Source organism: Paenibacillus physcomitrellae, assembly GCF_002240225.1.
Lineage (GTDB): Bacteria > Bacillota > Bacilli > Paenibacillales > Paenibacillaceae > Fontibacillus > Fontibacillus physcomitrellae.
The window spans coordinates 3,740,805-3,758,259 of the sequence record NZ_CP022584.1 but is presented as its reverse complement, the minus strand read 5'-3'; the positions used below and the strand labels follow the sequence as shown (position 1 = coordinate 3,758,259).

The following is a 17,455-nucleotide window of genomic DNA, read 5'->3' as shown; positions in this document are numbered from 1 at the left end:
TAGTGACAAGGGGAAATGGAAATGAAGCTCAACTACTTCAAATCGCGCCTGTTCCTAAAGTACATTTCGTCCTACTTGTTAATCCTAATGATTCCTCTCATTCTGCTGACGGTCATCATTTATAACAGCGCCGTTAACAATCTTCGCAGTCAAATCGAGCAGTCTCATCTGAACCAGCTGAATCAGGCCAAATCCATCGTGAACAATCTGGTTGATCAGCTCTATGACATCGCCTCCCGGGTATCCTATGATGAACAATTGACCCGCTATCAGGTGCATGACCCCTATTATGGCCGTTACGCCATTAACACGCTCAAGAATTATAAATCCACCAGTCCGCTCATTAATGAAATGTTTCTGTATTTTCATAACGATAACAGTATTTTTTCTACCGCAGGCATGTCCCGCCTTGAAGTGTTCACCGAGAAATTCAGCTTCCGCCGCTGGCAGGGCAGTGAGGTTATTCAAGATTTGAACGAGGCCAAGTTCCCATCCGTACGTCCAGTTAACCTTGTTGGCAAAAGTGCCTCACTGAACCAGTCCATGCTGGCTTTCCTGGTGCCGATTACACCCAACAGCCCGAATCCGCACGGGACTTTGATGTTTCTGATCAAGGAATCGGAGCTGACAGCGCTGATTAATTCCATCCTTGGCAATTATCAGGGTTCTTCTTTTATCTTCGATAACACTGGTCAGGTGCTGGCCGCCAATTACAATTTGGAAAGCGCGCTGCCCGAACAAGACTTGCAGGAACTGACGAAGCTGACGCCGGGCATTCACAGTCTGCATATTAACGGGGAAACCAATTCCGTCGTATCCGTCAAATCGGAACAGAACGACTGGCAGTTCGTCACCATGATGCCCAGCTCCCAATTCTTCAGCAATGTGCTGCATATCAGGAGCCTGATCCTAATGATCTTTACTGCTGTTCTTGCCGCCGGATCCATCGCAGCCCTGCTGCTGGCCCGCAAGCAGTACAACCCGATCTTTGATCTGTTTCAGTTCGCCAATTCCAAAGCCGGCACTGCCGCTGAGGAGAATCAGGCAAGCAGCAGCGGCCGAAGAAATGAATTGGTCCGCATCCGCACCGCCCTGCATGAATACAGCTCCAAAGCGGATCTTCAGGAGCCTTATGCCCGAAATCACTTTCTGCTTATGCTGTTAAAATACGGCAACCTGGAAAGCCTGCCTTCCGAGCTATCGAAATCGATCAACCTTCATTTCGAAGGCAGCCGTCACTTTGTCATTGTTGTCGGTCGCGGGGAGTCCGCCGAACCGCAAACCACCCCGCCGAACTGGCAGCATGTCATGACCGCCCTTTCCAAAGCCGATTTCAAAGAACATGCTGCCTACGTACACAGTGTAGAACTGCCAAAGCCGGACCAGATCGCCCTGATTGTCAGCTTTGATCCTTTGGATGGGCAAAAGGAACAGCATCAGGTCCGCGAAATGGTTGACGCCCTGTTGGATCGGCTGAGCGGCGCTTTTCAATTTCATCCGATTATGGGGGTAGGGAGATGTTATGCCGGTCCGGCTCAGCTCAACCAATCCTTCATTGAAGCCTGCTCAGCCTTTGATTCGCGGGTTTCGGCCGGCAATGGCAGCATCACCTTCTTTGAGGAACTGTCAGAGTCACCTAGCGAAGCCGGCTGGATTTCCAAAAATCTGCTGCTGAAGCTGTCCCAAAGCTTAAAGCAAGGCAGCTATACGGTGGCCGTTCAGACTGTGGATGAAGCCATGAGCGAACTTCAGAAGGCCGGATTCTGCCTAAAGCTGGCAAGATGCGTCTACTTTGATATCGCGAATACCGTCATCAAAACCGGGCTTGAGCTGGGGGTCGGGAAGCTCATCAGCGATATTCCGGGACAGGACGCCTTCCAGTCTGCTGAGGAACTGAATCGCCGGCTGCGGGCCTTATGTGGGCGGATTTGTACCTGGGTAGAGCAAAATGAGAAAAAAGAAGAACACTCCCTCATGGATCAAATCGTCAGCTACATCGACAGCAATTATATGGATCACTCCTTGAGTCTTGAATTTATTTCGAGCAAATACTCGATTTCGGTCTCCCATTTCAGCCGCTCTTTCAAAGAGGCGGTAGGCACCAATTTTGTGCAGTATATCTGGCAGAAGAGAATCACCGCCGCTATTCACAAACTGACTACAACTAACGAGCCGCTCAAGGATATCATCCAAACGGTCGGTTACCAGGATACACCTAACTTCATTCGGAAATTCAAGAAAGAAACAGGATATACGCCGGGGCAATACCGCAAGCTTTATTCGGAAAAAGCCTCGTCCTGAACACCAGCGCTGTTCCAGCTTTAAAATGAATGGCCCGACGGCGGCTCCAAATCAAAAACACCCCTTACTGGCGGGAGCTATTCCTCTCACCGGATAAGGGGGATTCTTAAATTTGCGTTTATAGGGTAGGATATAGGTTTGGCTTCTGCCTACTCCTGCCTGTTTCTGTCTGTTTTTTTTCTAAAGGTCTTTCTTCTGAAAACGCCACAGGCCGAGAAGCAGTGCGGCTAAGGTATAGAATAACGCATACCAGAGAAACGCATTTGAAGGCGCCATTCCAATACCGAAGATTGAGAAAAGTCCTCCGGCATATGTGTTTGGATCAAAAAACTCCTGCAAAGAAGAAAAATTGTACAGCCGGTCCATCACGAACCGCTGCAGGCCGTCAGCCGGCATCACCAGCGACAGCAGCCCTGAAATGGTCGCTAAAGAATCGCCCATAGTAGCGCCAAATGAACCGAGCTGGGACGAAACCTTGTCGATCATCCCGCCAAGCCAGCCGCCTCCATACAGCATCGTCATCAAAACGCCGTTGCCTACGGCGGAAAGGTATCCAGAGCCGAGCATGGATACGGATACCAGCAAAGGAACAACCGCAGCAAATAGTAAATAGGAGATGATCAATGAGCTCCATTCCCTCGGCACCGCTGCATGTATTCCCGCTATAATCAGAATAGCGGAATAAAGCAGCAAGGCATAAAGCAGGCCAAACGAAACGTATCCCAGCCAGCGTCCTGCATACCAGCGCCATCTGGCAAGGGGACGGGGCATCAAGGCCTGCATGACACCCAGCTCCGCTTCTCCAGAGATAACCGAAGATGAACTGAAGATGGATAAGAACGCGAGCACAAATGAGCCAAAGAAGAAACCTAAACTAACGATAAATAAGCCCCGGCTGAATCTGCCGAGCAGCAGCGTATTAGTGGTGTCGTCCAAGCCGCTCTGCTTAAGTTCTCCTCCTATAGAGGAAGCGATAAACCAGAAAGCGACCAGGAAAGCCGCGGTCATAATCAAGGTCAGCAGCAAAACCCGTTTACGCAGCAGCTCCTTCCAGGTCATACGAAGAATAATGCTCATGCCTTTTCCCCCCTGTGGCTCTTGCCGGCAAGTTCGGCGACAAACCATTCCTCAAGCCGCGTTTTGGCGCGTGCGCTTTCGTACAGCGTCATGCCCTGCTCCATCACCAGAGCATGAAGCCATCCGGCCTGCTCCTCATTCCGGAGCTCCGCTTCAAGTACGGCTGAACCGTCCACTTCCAATCCGGCCACCTGAATGGTGAGGCCTGTTTCTTCCCGAAGCCAGTCCAGCATAGACGGCGTAAAGCCGCCGACCCTGATTTGCCAAACCGGCCGCTGATGAAGCACATCTTCAACCCTGCCCTGCTGCAGAATTTCGCCGTTATTCAGCAGCGCGACACGGTCGCATATGGACTCTACATCCTCCATAAGATGGGAGTTCAGGAAGATCGTTTTCCCCTCCGCTTTCCATTCATGCAGCAGCTGCCGGACCTTGCTGCGACCGATCGGGTCCATCGCCGATGAGGGCTCGTCCAGGAACAGAATCTTCGGATCGCTGACGAGTGCGCAGGCCAGACCCAGACGCTGCTGCATGCCTTTGGAATAGTTCTTGACCCGGTCCTTCGACCGCAGACCGATGCCAACCCGCTCCAGCATCTCTGGAACTCTCCGGTTGGCTTCGCTGCGGGATAATGCGCACAGCTTGGCATGAAGACGCACGACCTCTTCTCCCGTCAGCCATTCCTGATACCGGTACAGCTCCGGCAGATAACCGATGTATCGCCGGGCGGCCAAACTGCCGACAGGCTCGCCAAACAGGGAAGCCCGACCTTCCGTAGGGAAGATCAGGCCGACCAGCATTTTGACGAATGTGCTTTTACCTGCGCCATTGGGGCCGAGGAAGCCAAAGGCTTCCCCTTCCTGCACCGTGATGGATACATCGCGGCACCCCCGGCCGTTATGAAATTGTTTTGTTAAACCTTCAGACTGTATAGCAATCACGCTTCAACCAACTCCTGCAATTTGGTGCGGAACTGCTGATCGACCCCGGTCTGCTCATTATTAACATAGATGTTGTAGGTATATAAGGAGCCGTCCTTCACCCAAATCGCTTCAAGCTGTTTGGAATCCTGGTAATGATGGGTGTTTAGCAGCACTTTAGTCTGGCCTATGGCGATCTGCTGCGTTTGGGTTCCGTTCTCGGTAAATACCGGCAGCGGTATTTCACCCGTAGTCAGGAACTGGCTCTGCTGCAGGCTCTCTTTAAGCTGCTGCGGCAGGAGCGGGAACTGGATAACGGCCTCAATCGCCTCATGCACATCGGCTGTATCGTCAATTGACACGGAAGGAACCCGTGTTTGCGATAAATTCCCGACGATGTCCTTGCTGCCCAGCGCCACATCGTAATAAACGATCGGCGACGATTCCAGCGTAATCGTCTTGCCATCTATGCTGGACGGGAAGAGCTTGCTTGCTCCCAGCTGCTTCATGACTTTATTGATTTCATTGACCTTCATGGTCAAGCTCAGCTTGCTGCCGGGGCTCACGTAAATATGCTGCTGCTTCCCGGTCACCGATTCAGGCAGCATCGGAACACCTGCCTCCTTGATTGCCTCTTGAGCCGTCAATTCACCATACCCCTTGCCGGTCTCCACCGTAAAGGTACCAAACCGGTTAATCTCCTTGTCCGAAATACCCGACTGGAAGACCGAGTTGAACAGCTGCTCCATATCCTTCTCGTTCACTTCGGTTACCTGCTCCATCCGGAATTGTCCCAGAATGGAAGCCAGCGCCTTGTTACCGGCCGGAGTTACGGTCACTACAGCTGCCACAGCCGCGGCTGCAGCCAAAGCCGTCCATTTGCGCGCTCTGCCGCTTCCTCGTTTCCGCGGTTTGGCTGCAGGCGAATTGTGCACTGCCTGCACTGCCTGTACTGCCGGTGCTGCCGCACGGTCTACATGAACTTCGTTCTCCAGCTTCATTCCCGAAGCAGCAGCTCCGCTTTCGATCAAAGCCGAACCCTGAGCCGTGTTAAGCTCCTCCTGCAGCCGATAAGTCTCGACTCTTTCCTTGGAAGCAGCCGGGATCCCGCCCTGCCGGTCAGCTTGTTCCCAATAATCATTGGCCGGCTCCTGCTCCAGCGCCTTCATTAGCCGCTTCCAGGCCATATCGGTCTCTTCTTGGCTCTGCACCTTGTTTATATCTGATTGTTCTTTGGCCATCTTTGTTCATCTCCTTCACCTGTTATTTCATCGAAGCCCTTGCTCTACGGAAGTCCCCTGCTCCATATGGGCCGATTCGCCAGCGCATTTGCGCAGCCGCTCCGTTGCCCGGGCCAGCAGCGTGCCTACCACAGGCGGTCTAACGGAAAGCTCATGGGCAATCTCAGCGTACGTGTAACCCGAATACCGCAGCAGCAACGCCTTACGGTCTCGCTCCGGCAGCTGTTGCAGCCAGCCCCGAACCTCCTCTTGGTCGAGCTGTCGAATCAGCTCTTCTTCACCTGAAGGGCTTGCCGTCCCTTCGGCTCCCAGCAGCAGCTCCTGCCGCTCCGTCAGCTTCCGCTGTCTGGCGGCGCTGCCCATATAGTCATAAGCCAGCCGGGTTGCTACCCTGTGCAGCCATGCACCTGCCGAATCCAGTTGGTCCGGCGGCTGGCGGTACATTTTCAAGAACGTTTCCTGTGCCAAATCTTCCGCTATCGCTTTATCCCCCAGCAGGCCGGTCAGCTTGCGCAGCACCGCGGGGTAATGCTGGTGGAATAGTTGTTTGAATGTCGCCGATTCCGGAATCGTCAATGGTTCCAGCCTCCTTTCTTGCCGCAGCTGTATAGAAGACGGACGCCGCAGGAGAAATGTATCAGATTCTTTGGAGAAAATTTCTCCAATCAGAGGAAGTATACCCCACAAGTGCAGCAGCCTGTACAAAAAAATAAGGAACGAAACGCATCATCACGTTCCGTTCCTGTCAGTTCTATTAGCAAACATCAGACATCTCACCAAATCGGAAAGCCTAAGCCCGAACCTTGAGCTGATGATCCGCAAACTCCCGGTACAAATCATGCACCTCATACAGCTGGGCATGGGTGCCCCGGCCGGTGATCCTTCCCTTCTCGATAAATAAAATCTGATCCGCATCCACTACCGTGGACAAGCGGTGGGCAATGACCAGCGTCGTCCGCCCCTTCATCAGGTTCGACAGCGCCTCCTGGACGATCGCTTCCGATTTGCTGTCAAGACTGGAAGTCGCTTCATCCAGCATGAGCAGGTCAGGATTACGCAGAATCGCCCGGGCAATCGCAATCCGCTGCCGCTGGCCGCCGGACAGCTTGACCCCGCGTTCGCCGACCTGCGTCTCCATCCCCTCCGGGAAATCGCCGATGAAGATATCGGCGTAGGCCATGCGCAGCGCTTCATGCAGCTCGTCTTCACTCACCTGTCGCTCCAGGCCGTACAGGACATTGTCCCGGATCGAGCCGGCGATCAGCGGACTCTCCTGAGATACGTAACCGATCCGTCCGCGCCAGGAGCGCAGCGAATACCTGGATACCTCGGTTCCGCCCAGCTTCATGACGCCGTCTGTAGGTTGATAGAATCGTTCAACCAAAGAGAACAAGGTCGTTTTGCCCCCGCCGCTCGGTCCGACGATAGCCGTTACCTTCCCTGGATCCACCCTGAAGGAAATCCGCTCCAGCGTCGCTTCCTCGCTCCCCGGATAAGAGAAGCTCAGCTCCTCCAGCACAATCGGCTCATTCAGCCGAGTCAGCTCTTGGCCCGTATGAATGTCTTCCTCCTCGGCTTCCAGCGTTTCTATGATTCGTTGCGTGGCCCCTTTGGCTTTCTGCAGCTGGGTGAAGAACTGCGTCACCTGGGTAACCGGAAATATAATCTGGAATAAATAAAGAATGAAGGCAACGAGCGAACCCGCCGTCATTCGCCCTTGCGTAACCTGCATGCCGCCGTAACCGATGATGACGACCAGAATCAGCATGATCACAAACATTGTCAAGGGCGAAATGATCGCCTGCATTTTCCCTTCGGCAATGCCAAGCTTTAGCAGCTTGGTGATTCCTTTTTGCCCATTCTCGTATTCAACCCGCTCTCCATTAGACGATTTAACCAGCCGGATTTCGGATAAAGCCTGGTTCAGCGTGGTCGTGAAGGAAGCCGTTTCGTCCTGCGTGTCTTTGGAAATGAGATACAGCCGGCGGCCAACCGGCGCGATGACAGCGACACATAAAGGCACCGCCACGAAGGTGATCAGCGTCATTTTCCAGTCCATAAACAGCAGTATGAGGATGGCGCCAACCGCCGAAATCACACCGTTCACAAAGCCGGAAATATGCTCCGAAATCAACCCTCTGACTACAGCCGTATCATTTGTCATGCGCGAAATCGTATCGCCGGTCCGGTGTTCATTGTAATAAGGCAGCGACAGCGAAAGCAGCTTCGACCACAAACGATCCCGAAGCCGCGACACCACCGTTTGTCCGACATGATTCAGCAAATAAATCGAAACCGCGCCGGATACCGCCTGGGCAACAAAAGCTAACACCATCAGGATCACCGACAGCGGCGTAATGTTCTGCAAAGAAAATCCGTCCACCAAATCACGGGTAAGCAGCGGTACAACAAGCCCGCCAATCGTGGAAATTAAAGATAAACCCAAGGCAATCCCCAGTTTCGCTTTGGATGGACGGGTATCACGGATCAAACGAAAAAAGCTTTTCCAACTGTACATCTTGTAAATAATCTCCCCTTTGACCGGCCGCCGTATAGTCATAATTGTGTCCCGCAGCCTCTGTGAGAACTAACTATATCCCCTTTATGTTAACTTAATATGAACGGGCATGCCAAAAAGGCACCCCTCCCTTCCCGGGAAAGGTGCCAGCGGTCAGAGGAACCCTTGATGGCGATGGCCAGGTCCCTATTTTATTCGGCTGAAAAAACAGCCCCGGCCGGCTTGCCTCCGCCACCACCACCGGTCCAGCTTTGCTGCTTCGCTTCGCGCTCCAGCTCCTGCTCCTTGATGCGGAGCCGTTTGCGGGCTCTCCAGCGAACGAACGAAAATACGCCTCGTGTATATTCATCGGCGATCATGCAGCTGTAAATCGCCGTGATGCCCCAAGCGGCGGACACGCCTAACAGGTAGGAGCCGCAAACGGCTACGATCCACATGACGATCAGCGATACGGTCATCGTGTATCTGGCGTCGCCGACGGCATTCAGCGAGTTGCCTAGGGCCATGTTGAGCATTTTCCCCGGCTGAAGCAGCATGTTCAGCCACAGCAGAGATTCCGCGATGTTCAGGATGACCGGATCATCCGTGAACAGACCCAGCAGGCTTCGGCCGCAGAAGACGAGAATCAGCGCGTTCAGCGTTACTAGCGGAAGGCCAATGGCCAGCGCTTTATAAGAAGCCTTGTAGGCTTCTTTGGTTCGTCCCCCGCCGAAGAGGTGGGCCACCTGGATTTGCAGCGCAAGCGCAACCGAGAAACCAAGCAGGAAGCAAAACGACTCCAGCGTATTCATATACGTCCGGGCAGCCAGCTCTTTTGCGCCAAGCATGGCCAGGAACGAGAAGATCACCAGCTGGGAGAAAAACCAGCTTGCCGAGTTGACGCCCAACGGCCAGCCGATGTCCATAATCTCTTTAAAGAGTTTGCGGTCGAACAGCCGCAGATCTTTAAAGTTAATTTTCCGGCAGAAAGCATTCAGGAAAATAATAAACAACACGATACAGGCCAGCGTACGGCTTGTTACGGTAGACACGCCTACCCCGGCGAGCCCGACTTGCGGGAAACCAAGTTTGCCAAAGATAAAGCAATAGTTCAGCCCGATGTGGATCAGGTTCATACCAACCGCGATCAGCATCGGTGCTTTGGTGTTGCCCGTGCTGCGGATTTCAGTGCTCAATACCGCGATCAGCGCCGTCAGGATCATGCCTCCGCCGACGATCGATATATAGGTTTCTCCCAGGGATAGTAATTCGTCCGGAAGCTGCAGGATTTGGGCGATCGGCCCGGGGAATGCAACCAGGACCACACTCAAAATCAGTCCGATCAAAGCCGTAACCTTTAATCCGATAATACCAACCGTTCGCGCTTCCTCCTCTTTGGCGGAGCCGATCTTCTGCGCGATCAGGATCCCTGCCCCGCTCGCCACCGTTACAAACAAGGTCGTCAGCGCGTTGAACAGCTGGTTGGAGAAGCCAACCACTGCGACGGCGTCATCCGACAGATGGCTGACCATCAGCGTATCGACCGCCCCCAGCAGGAACTGGAGAAACTGCTCGATAAAGATGGGCCAGGCGAGCATCCATAGTGAGAATTTATAGGGCGCTTCTTTTTTCAACATTACAACCTCCCGAAGGGGAAGAAAGAGCGGCGCTCATTTCCTCTTCACATTTTTGTCTGAAACAAATTATAGATGGTATACTGAATCGGAACTATCATTTTTACAACCTAAAGTTTCAATATTCCAACCATATCTCCCTTCAGAAAAGGAAGGATTATTTATGCTTATACTGGAGTTTACGTTACCTCCGCTGCCCCATTTTATCGCTTGTGACTACGGGCGCCTGCCTGTCGGCTCGCGGCATGTGAGCAGAAGGAATACGGGGATCTTTGATCTGCTGTTCGTTCAGAGCGGCTGTATTTATATCGGCGAGGAAGGCCGGGACTATGAGGTTGCCGCGGGTGACTGCTTCATTCTGACGCCGGACCGCTACCATTATTCGACGGCCGAATGCAAGGAGGATACGCTCTATTTCTGGCTGCATTTTCAGACAACCGGACCGTGGACGCTGCTGGAGCAGGATTCGGAATACCGGTTGGAGCATCCTTTGTCCGAAGCGCCGGTCTTTCTGCCGACCTATACGACAACGCCCTTCACCCAGCTGATTCCGCAGTATGTGCACCTGTCCCAGCCCGGTAAGTTTAACGATGTGCTGGAGGAGTTGACCCTGCTCGGCAAATCACTCCATCTGCCCGGCAGCCGGTTCAAACAGCAGCTGCTGTTTCAGGAGGTGCTGCGCCAGCTTGCGGATTTTGCAGCCAGCGAAGCTCCGTCCGCGCAAATGGTTTGCGCCGAAAGAGCCGCCGCTTATCTGCGGGAGCATTACCGGGAGGAAGTCACCGCCAAGGCGCTTGGCGAAAGCATCAACTTCCACCCGGTTTATATCGCCCGCTGCATGCAGAAAGCATTCGGCTGCTCCCCCGCTGCTTATCTGGTGCGCTATCGCGTGGAACGCTCCAAGCTGCTGCTGATGCAGACCGACTTGTCCATCGCCCGGATCGCCGAGGAAGTCGGCTTTAACCAGTCGGCTTATTTCACCTCCTGTTTCGTGAAATACGAGGGTGTGTCGCCGCGTAAATACCGGCAGCGTTTTGCCTATTAGTTGGGGAGAATTTGTTCGAATAATCATACAAAAAGGAAACGCAACTGAAGCAGCCAACGTTATGAATACGAAAAATCACACCATCGCCAACCGCACATGTTCAACAGCAACAAGTCAACGCAACGGGCCAACGGCTAAATGGTCTGGTCTGGCACCGAGCAGCACCAAGACGGGCGGCTGGCCCGTCCTCCTTTTTTCTGAAAAAAACGCGAAAATTGTCATAAAAAATTGCAATTACAGGAAACCTTAGGCCCTATGGCTGCGTAATAAATAGTAGATAGTGGCAAGCCCTGCTTGCCTTTACTTACGTTTAGGTTTGCTGCTCAAGAAAGGAGGGCGATACGCATGAACAAGACGAAATCACTGGCCGTCCGCTCCCTGTACGTTTTAACCCTTCTTATAGCTGGTCTATTTATTTTGAACTTCAACGCCCCTTCCGCCAAAGCCAACTACTTCGATGACGTTTATAACGGTATAAAAAGCTTCTCCGAAGTCCCGGTTGAACTCAACCGCCTTCAGGAAAATTACGATGATGCTTCACAGAAGCTTCAAGAAACACAAAGCAGCCTGGAGACCTACCGGCAGCAAAGCGAGGCGCTGGCTGCGCAGAACGAGCAGCTTTCGGCGCAGAACCGCCAGCTTGCCGAAACGGTACAGACGCTGCAGGAAATCAATACCGCCCGGGAGACAACCTCCCATAAGCTTCGAGTTATGCTGTATACAGCTGTCGGATTATTCATCGGTTACTTCGTATTCAAACGTGTAGTGCGAGTGCTGCTTCGAAAATAATAATCCCTCAAGGAGGACAAGCCGTGGATATCCGCTTTGAGACGGAGACACTCCAAGCCTTGGGCGAAGCCGCCACCTTCCGGCTAAGCGATGGCGAAACCGCCCATATGCTGCATCCCAGTCAAATCATCGCTTATCGCGGGGCCTCGGCCGGTCGTGTAGACCGGCTGATGGACGTTAAAGGCATGTACCGGAAGCACAAGCTGCTCCGTGCCGATCTGACAGGCCCCTGCGAGTTTATCGCGGTCCTGCCGCCCGGTTATAATCTCAAACCCGTCGAGCTTCAGACAGGAAGCGACTTGCTGTACGATTATCGGCACCTCTTCTATTATACGGACGGTGTGACGATGCAAAGCCGGATTCTAAACGTCAAGAACATGCTGATCACCCGTGACGCCATCAAAATGAAGTTCTCCGGCATTGGACAGATAGGCTTGCTAACGGAAGGACATGTTGTCGAAGCCGTTCTGCACCCTTCCGAGCCTATTTACGTTCAGGCCGACAGCGTTATCGCCTACCCGGAGAATGCACGAATGGAGCTTGCCGTTTACGGCAACCATCTGGCGAGCCAGCATATGAGCTACCACTGGAAAATAACCGGCCAAGGCTCCGTACTGCTGCAGGCCGGACGCGAAAGCCGCAAGCTTGAAGACAGTCTGCAGAACGAAGGTTTGTTCAAGCGGATCCTGCGGGAGGTCATTCCTTTCGGGAGTGTCTTTATTAAATAGGGACAGCAGAGTGGAGAATAGAGGGAAATGAAACTCAGTACCCAGAAAATTCTGACCCAGATAACTCAGCCACAATAATTCAAACACGATAATTCAGACATAAAAAATGCCCAGCCGTTTCGGCTGGGCATTCTAGTCAGACAGGATACTCCCTGCAGCCTATGAATTAGAAAACATGCTGGGCAGCAGCAGTCTCTAGTCCATCATAACAGCTAAGAGCAGGCTCCTATCCCTCTTTCCCTATTTCTTATCCCTTGATCAGTTTCGAACGAAGTTTGTTGGAAAGAAGCTCGATAATCAGGATCAAGATAACCAATCCGATCAAAATCGATCCGACCTGGTTCCATTTATAACCGTTCATGGCGAAGATGAGCGGCGCACCGATTCCGCCGGCGCCTACCAGACCCAAAATGGAAGCTTCACGCATGTTCATATCAAAACGATAAATGGTTACGGACATAAAGACGGACATCAGCTGCGGAATGATCCCATAACGCACCTTCTCAAAGGTTGTGCAGCCGATGGAGGTCATCGACTCAAGCACGCGGGTATCCAGTTCTTCAATGGCATCCACATACAGCTTGGCCAGCATCCCGATCGAGGTAATGCCAATGGTGAGTACACCGGCAAACGGACCCGGACCCGAAACTCGAATAAACATCAAACCGTATACGAGCGCGGGAATCGTGCGGATAATGATCAGCAGCAAACGGGTAAGCCAGGAAATCGGTTTAGGTACGATATTGGAAGCAGCTAGGAAAGCCAGCGGAATAGACACAATCGCACCAACAATCGTCCCCAAAAATGCGATAGCTACTGTTTGCAGCAGCAGAAATGGAACACTCTGCTTGGTTCCGTTAAACAGCAGATGCCAATCCGGATGGATAATCCCTCTTATAATATTCCCTGCAATTTTGAGACCGCTTTGGTTCACGTCCTTGAACGTTACGGCCATGGCAGACCAGCCGATCAACAAAATAAGGATAACCGCGATCGTAAGGTAATACCAGGTTCTTTTTGGCGAAGCAAGAAGCTGCTTCTCTACAGTCGTCATAACACAACTTCTCCCTCAAATTAACTTTTTTCTAAAATACTCGCTGACAGTTTCAATGATATACACCGTTACGACAAGCGCCAGGATAATCATCCCTACGCTCGGATAATCGCGCCAGCCAAGGTTCTCATTGATCAGAAGGCCTACGCCGCCGGCGCCGACATAACCAAGAATCGCCGCATAACGAACGTTGCCTTCAAAACAGAACAGCGAGGTAGACAGATAACCCGGAAGGACCTGAGGAATGATGGCAGAACGGAAAGCTTCGATTCGGGACATACCGATCGACTCCATAGCTTCAAAGGCACCCATATCAACGTTCTCAATCTGTTCATATAATAATTTCCCTACATAGGAAAGCGTGAACAGCAGGATGGCTACAACCCCCGCTGTTGGCCCAAGACCAAACACAAAGGTAGCGATCAGAGCCGTTACCAGTGTAGGAAGCGTTCTTAGCAAGCTCAGGATAACTTTGAATACAGCAACGACTACCCGATTACGGATGATGTTGGCCGAAGCCGCTACCGCAAAAGGCAGGGCCAGCACAGCCCCGATAACCGAGCCCAGCAAAGACATTTGCAGCGTGGCAAACAACGCACTTAGCAAGTCGTCAAAGTAACTCCATTCCGGTGGAATCATGCTTCCGATAATGGTGAAGAAATTACCAATCCGAGTGAACAGAATCTTTAAGCTGAAATCAGTGAGCTCCACCGAATAATAAGTGGCAACGATTAAAATGAGCAAAATCAGCGGTAACCGCGTTCTTTTCTCCAAAACAACCTTACCGTCGGGAAGAACAATTTTCTTGGGCGGGAAGATTTTATCATACATGGGCAGGACTCTCCTCCAGCGAAGCTGTGGCCTCCTCGACCTGACCTCCATAAATGGTGTCCAGAATTTCTTTAGTCACCTTCGCAGATTCACCGTCAAATACCACTGTACCCTTATGAATACCGATAATACGATCCGCGTATTCAAGGGCAACTTCCACGTGGTGGATGTTCATGATAACGGAGATATTCATCTCTTGGTTGATACGTTTGAAATCGTCCATAACCATCTTAGCCGTTACCGGGTCAAGAGAAGCAATCGGTTCGTCCGCCAAAATAATGTCCGGATTCTGAGCCAGCGTACGTGCCAGAGCAACCCGCTGCTGCTGACCACCGGACAACTGGTCCACGCGGATATAAGCCTTGTCCAAAATACCCACTTTATCCAGCGCTTCCAAAGCTTTAATCTTATGATCACGGTTATAGACGCCTGTAAGCTTACGCCAGAACGGAAGGTCCGGTACAAAGGAAACCAGTACATTCTTCAGTACGGTTGTCCGCGTCACCAGGTTAAAAGATTGGAAGATCATGCCGATTCTTCTGCGGAAACGGCGGATTTGTTTCCCTCTCAGCTTGCCAACATCAACGTTGTCTACATTCAATTGCCCGCCTGTGATATCATGCATCCGGTTGATGCAGCGGATCAGTGTGGACTTACCCGCACCGGAAAGGCCGATAACAGCAACGAACTCACCCTGCTCAATTTTCAAATTGATATTTTGCAGAGCAACCGTTCCGTTTGCGTATTTTTTCTCCACATTAATAAACTCTATCATGGAATTACCCCGATCTCTTTAGACTTGACTTAACTCTCTTGAACTAGGAAAAGATGAGAGCATCATGTAGGCATGATGCTCTCACCTTTTAAATAAAATCCCGATAAATTGTTGCGACGAATTACTTCTTCAAGGACTTGATGATTTCTTGTGCTTTTCTTTCAGCATCGTAATCGGAAGATTGAGCCGCTTTGTAGCCTTCATGGCTGTAGATTGCGATAACTTTCTTACCTTCTTCGGTTTGACCGATAGCGATAAAGGCATCTTGCAATGCTTTCTTGAAGTCATCTGTCATCAGCGGATCGTTTTTGCTCACGCTGATTGTATCGTTATAGATACCATCTGTTACGCCAATGATGTTTGTTTCGTCCCAAATCGATTTGCCGCGGCCGAAGTCTGTTGTCCATTGTTTCTCGAAGTCTCTTCTTGCATCAGCATAAGCGACAACTACGTCAGCTTGTCCAGCAGCAAGACGGGCAAAGGAACTGCCGTAGGAATCGGAAGTTACAACATGAGCCAGATCAGTGATACCTTTTTGGTAGTTGTTTTGCAGCCACAGGGTTGGGTAGATATAACCTGCGGAAGAAGAAGTGGACATTACAGCCCAGTTAGCGCTGTTCAGGTCGTCCCAAGTCAATTGTTGACCGGCGTTTACTTTAGCAGCCAACTCTTGACCCTTCGGAGAAGGACCGGCAAAGAACAATGCGCGGTAGTAAGTCGCTTGATCTTCAGTTGGTTGAGTTGGTTTGTTGTCGTTCCAGTCTTTCGGATTATCGGAATCGTTCGACAATCCTGCGCGTGTAGCTGTCAAGATGACATCAGCGCCATCATCGTACAAGACATAAGTTCCGCCTGGAATGAAACCGACATCCGTAGTTCCGGCTGTCAAAGCTTCACCTACAGCTTCGTAAGTAGTACCTACATCAATAGTAACAGTATCAACATTGTAGCCTTCAGTAGCCAATTGCTTCTTCAACAGATCTTTAAGAGGATCAGTAGCTGTAATGATTTCTCCTGGATCTTTGGATGGAACAAAGCTGATCTTCAGCTCTTTGATTTCTTTCGACGTATCAGCAGCAGGAGCAGAAGCGGTATTGTCTGCAGAACTGTTGCCAGCGGATGAATTGTTTGCCGCCGTGTTGTTGTTGGAGCCACAGCCTGCCAGAAGCACCAAAACCAATGCGAACGCAGCAAATAGAGAAAGCTTGTTTTTCACTCTTGAGATCCCCCTAAGGTATATTATCTAAGACACAAAACTATCATACTTCTCTTATATTAACGGGTTGTTAACAAGATGTAAATTAATATGATAAGTTTTTTTACATAGATACTCATGATATTTTCATATAATCGTGAAAAGAATTCTTTGTACTAAAATCCCCGAAGGAATAGCCTTCGGGGATTGCTTTTTTTAGATATCTATGCTGTATGAGTTATTTCTTCCCTCCGTCAATATCCTTCGGATTGAGTCCCTGCCATACATTTGGCACGGTCACGTTCTCCGGATGCTCGAAGACCAGGAAGGCTGTGGGCAAATAACGTTCACCGTACTGCGAAGACGGTTTGTTTAAGATGTCCCCGTCCTTGACCAGCACAGTCGAAGAACCGCCGTCCAGGTTGGCGGCAATGACAGCCCCGTGCTTCAGCATAATGTTCTGCACATCATACAAGTCGGCACCGATGCTATACCCTGGCTGACGGCCGTCAATGACCACAAAGAGGATAGCGCCGTCGGAGCGCTGACCCATCGCGGTACGCGGAGCAATGCCCCAGCCGTCCTTATGGTTCTTGATTTGGCCTTTGCCGTTTACGATGATCCGCGGCTGAAAGGTCACGGCCTCCTGCACGTTCATGTCGCTGAGTTCATTCAGCGTATAGCGGCCGGCGATCATTTTCCCCTGTTTATCGATACCTACGATCTGGGTGGAGCTGCTGCTGCCAAGTCCGTTGTAATACAGCTTGCCTTGCGAAATGACTACGCCAATCGGCTTAAAGCCGTTGCCCTTCCAGTTCGGATCGTCAAAGCCGCCTGCATTAACCCCGGCTATGGCGCCGAGACGGCTGACCATGCTCGACACCTTCTCGCCTTTGCCGACCTTGGCAGGTACGCCGAGCCGGATTTTCGTAGGATCATTAACGGTCATAACGTAGCCGTGATAACTGGCGCCCGAAATTTCCTCGATCTGCACGAGAGGTTTCTCTTCCGCCTTCACCGGAGTAGGAATGCTGATCGTATGGGTATCTTTCTCCGTTCCCATCTGTTCGAACTGCTGCGTATACTTCGCCACGCGCTTATTCAGCTCATCTTCCCCGATAATATATTTCGCCCACTGCCGGTGCTGGGTAGTGATGATTGTATCTGCGGCCAAATAGCGGAAGTTTTCCCCTGACTTTGTGAAGAACAGCCAGCATACGCCGATAATGCCCAAGATTAGAACAGTCACAACCATTCGGTATACAAAACGAAAAAATCCGCGTTTCTTAGTTCTCTTCTTTCTATTTCTGCCCGCGCGCGTTTCCTGGCGTTTGGGCAGCGCTGTTTGCGCCATGTGACGTTTCCTTC

The 17,455-nt window shown here is 51.5% G+C and carries 15 protein-coding genes; 4 read left to right on the top strand and 11 right to left on the bottom strand.

Features of this window, described 5'->3' with window-relative positions; genetic code table 11:
- The first annotated feature begins 21 nt into the window (after nt 1-21).
- Entirely contained in the window at nt 22-2,301 is a 2,280-nt protein-coding gene (locus CBE73_RS16935) for a helix-turn-helix domain-containing protein (RefSeq protein WP_094095229.1), read from the top strand.
- A 180-nt stretch (nt 2,302-2,481) separates the two neighbouring features.
- Here the strand turns inward: CBE73_RS16935 and CBE73_RS16930 are convergent, their stop codons facing one another.
- The 6 genes from CBE73_RS16930 to CBE73_RS16905 form a co-directional block, all read right to left on the bottom strand.
- Nucleotides 2,482-3,378, bottom strand: coding sequence for an ABC transporter permease (locus tag CBE73_RS16930; RefSeq protein ID WP_094095228.1), 897 nt, complete (start codon nt 3,376-3,378; stop codon nt 2,482-2,484).
- A complete protein-coding gene (locus tag CBE73_RS16925; RefSeq protein WP_094095227.1) occupies nt 3,375-4,319 on the bottom strand; it encodes an ABC transporter ATP-binding protein in 945 nt (314 codons plus the stop codon). The genes CBE73_RS16930 and CBE73_RS16925 overlap by 4 nt, the downstream gene beginning before the upstream one ends.
- Nucleotides 4,316-5,539 (bottom strand): hypothetical protein, encoded by a 1,224-nt coding sequence (locus tag CBE73_RS16920; protein WP_094095226.1) that lies wholly within the window; start codon nt 5,537-5,539, stop codon nt 4,316-4,318. Before CBE73_RS16920 ends, CBE73_RS16925 begins: the two co-directional genes overlap by 4 nt.
- 27 nt (nt 5,540-5,566) lie before the next feature.
- Nucleotides 5,567-6,115, bottom strand: coding sequence for a sigma-70 family RNA polymerase sigma factor (locus tag CBE73_RS16915; protein ID WP_094095225.1), 549 nt, complete (start codon nt 6,113-6,115; stop codon nt 5,567-5,569).
- A gap of 214 nt (nt 6,116-6,329) precedes the next feature.
- A complete protein-coding gene (locus CBE73_RS16910; RefSeq protein ID WP_174704758.1) occupies nt 6,330-8,057 on the bottom strand; it encodes an ABC transporter ATP-binding protein in 1,728 nt (575 codons plus the stop codon).
- 191 nt (nt 8,058-8,248) lie between these two features.
- A complete protein-coding gene (locus CBE73_RS16905) occupies nt 8,249-9,673 on the bottom strand; it encodes an MATE family efflux transporter (RefSeq protein ID WP_094095223.1) in 1,425 nt (474 codons plus the stop codon).
- A gap of 160 nt (nt 9,674-9,833) precedes the next feature.
- Here CBE73_RS16905 and CBE73_RS16900 point away from each other — a divergent pair, with 160 nt between their 5' ends.
- The 3 genes from CBE73_RS16900 (at nt 9,834) to CBE73_RS16890 (ending at nt 12,232) form a co-directional block, all read left to right on the top strand.
- On the top strand, nt 9,834-10,715 hold the full coding sequence (locus CBE73_RS16900; protein WP_094095222.1) for a helix-turn-helix domain-containing protein: 882 nt from the start codon (nt 9,834-9,836) through the stop codon (nt 10,713-10,715).
- A 345-nt stretch (nt 10,716-11,060) separates the two neighbouring features.
- Nucleotides 11,061-11,504: a coiled-coil domain-containing protein gene (locus tag CBE73_RS16895; RefSeq protein WP_094095221.1), complete on the top strand. Its 444-nt coding sequence runs from the start codon at nt 11,061-11,063 to the stop codon at nt 11,502-11,504.
- Nucleotides 11,505-11,527: 23 nt separating this feature from the next.
- Entirely contained in the window at nt 11,528-12,232 is a 705-nt protein-coding gene (locus CBE73_RS16890) for an AIM24 family protein (protein ID WP_373286351.1), read from the top strand.
- A gap of 247 nt (nt 12,233-12,479) precedes the next feature.
- Here the strand turns inward: CBE73_RS16890 and phnE (CBE73_RS16885) are convergent, their stop codons facing one another.
- The 5 genes from phnE (CBE73_RS16885) to CBE73_RS16865 form a co-directional block, all read right to left on the bottom strand.
- Complete coding sequence (gene phnE, locus CBE73_RS16885; RefSeq protein WP_094095220.1) at nt 12,480-13,286, bottom strand: phosphonate ABC transporter, permease protein PhnE; 807 nt, start codon at nt 13,284-13,286, stop codon at nt 12,480-12,482.
- A 15-nt stretch (nt 13,287-13,301) separates the two neighbouring features.
- Nucleotides 13,302-14,117, bottom strand: coding sequence for a phosphonate ABC transporter, permease protein PhnE (phnE, locus tag CBE73_RS16880; RefSeq protein ID WP_094095219.1), 816 nt, complete (start codon nt 14,115-14,117; stop codon nt 13,302-13,304).
- A complete protein-coding gene (gene phnC / locus CBE73_RS16875) occupies nt 14,110-14,892 on the bottom strand; it encodes a phosphonate ABC transporter ATP-binding protein (protein ID WP_094095218.1) in 783 nt (260 codons plus the stop codon). The genes phnE (CBE73_RS16880) and phnC overlap by 8 nt, the downstream gene beginning before the upstream one ends.
- A gap of 121 nt (nt 14,893-15,013) precedes the next feature.
- Complete coding sequence (locus tag CBE73_RS16870) at nt 15,014-16,108, bottom strand: phosphate/phosphite/phosphonate ABC transporter substrate-binding protein (RefSeq protein WP_094095217.1); 1,095 nt, start codon at nt 16,106-16,108, stop codon at nt 15,014-15,016.
- A gap of 217 nt (nt 16,109-16,325) precedes the next feature.
- On the bottom strand, nt 16,326-17,441 hold the full coding sequence (locus tag CBE73_RS16865) for a phosphodiester glycosidase family protein (protein WP_094096371.1): 1,116 nt from the start codon (nt 17,439-17,441) through the stop codon (nt 16,326-16,328).
- Nucleotides 17,442-17,455: the final 14 nt, after the last annotated feature.

Excerpts from the sequence above, each read along its gene's own strand:
- CBE73_RS16935 (WP_094095229.1), top strand. The coding sequence starts at position 22 with ATGAAGCTCAACTACTTCAAATCGCGCCTGTTCCTAAAGTACATTTCG.
- CBE73_RS16930 (WP_094095228.1), bottom strand. The coding sequence starts at position 3,378 with ATGAGCATTATTCTTCGTATGACCTGGAAGGAGCTGCTGCGTAAACGG.
- CBE73_RS16920 (WP_094095226.1), bottom strand. The coding sequence starts at position 5,539 with ATGGCCAAAGAACAATCAGATATAAACAAGGTGCAGAGCCAAGAAGAG.
- CBE73_RS16910 (WP_174704758.1), bottom strand. The coding sequence starts at position 8,057 with ATGTACAGTTGGAAAAGCTTTTTTCGTTTGATCCGTGATACCCGTCCA.
- CBE73_RS16905 (WP_094095223.1), bottom strand. The coding sequence starts at position 9,673 with ATGTTGAAAAAAGAAGCGCCCTATAAATTCTCACTATGGATGCTCGCC.
- CBE73_RS16900 (WP_094095222.1), top strand. The coding sequence starts at position 9,834 with ATGCTTATACTGGAGTTTACGTTACCTCCGCTGCCCCATTTTATCGCT.
- CBE73_RS16895 (WP_094095221.1), top strand. The coding sequence starts at position 11,061 with ATGAACAAGACGAAATCACTGGCCGTCCGCTCCCTGTACGTTTTAACC.
- phnE (WP_094095220.1), bottom strand. The coding sequence starts at position 13,286 with ATGACGACTGTAGAGAAGCAGCTTCTTGCTTCGCCAAAAAGAACCTGG.
- phnE (WP_094095219.1), bottom strand. The coding sequence starts at position 14,117 with ATGTATGATAAAATCTTCCCGCCCAAGAAAATTGTTCTTCCCGACGGT.
- phnC (WP_094095218.1), bottom strand. The coding sequence starts at position 14,892 with ATGATAGAGTTTATTAATGTGGAGAAAAAATACGCAAACGGAACGGTT.
- CBE73_RS16865 (WP_094096371.1), bottom strand. The coding sequence starts at position 17,441 with ATGGCGCAAACAGCGCTGCCCAAACGCCAGGAAACGCGCGCGGGCAGA.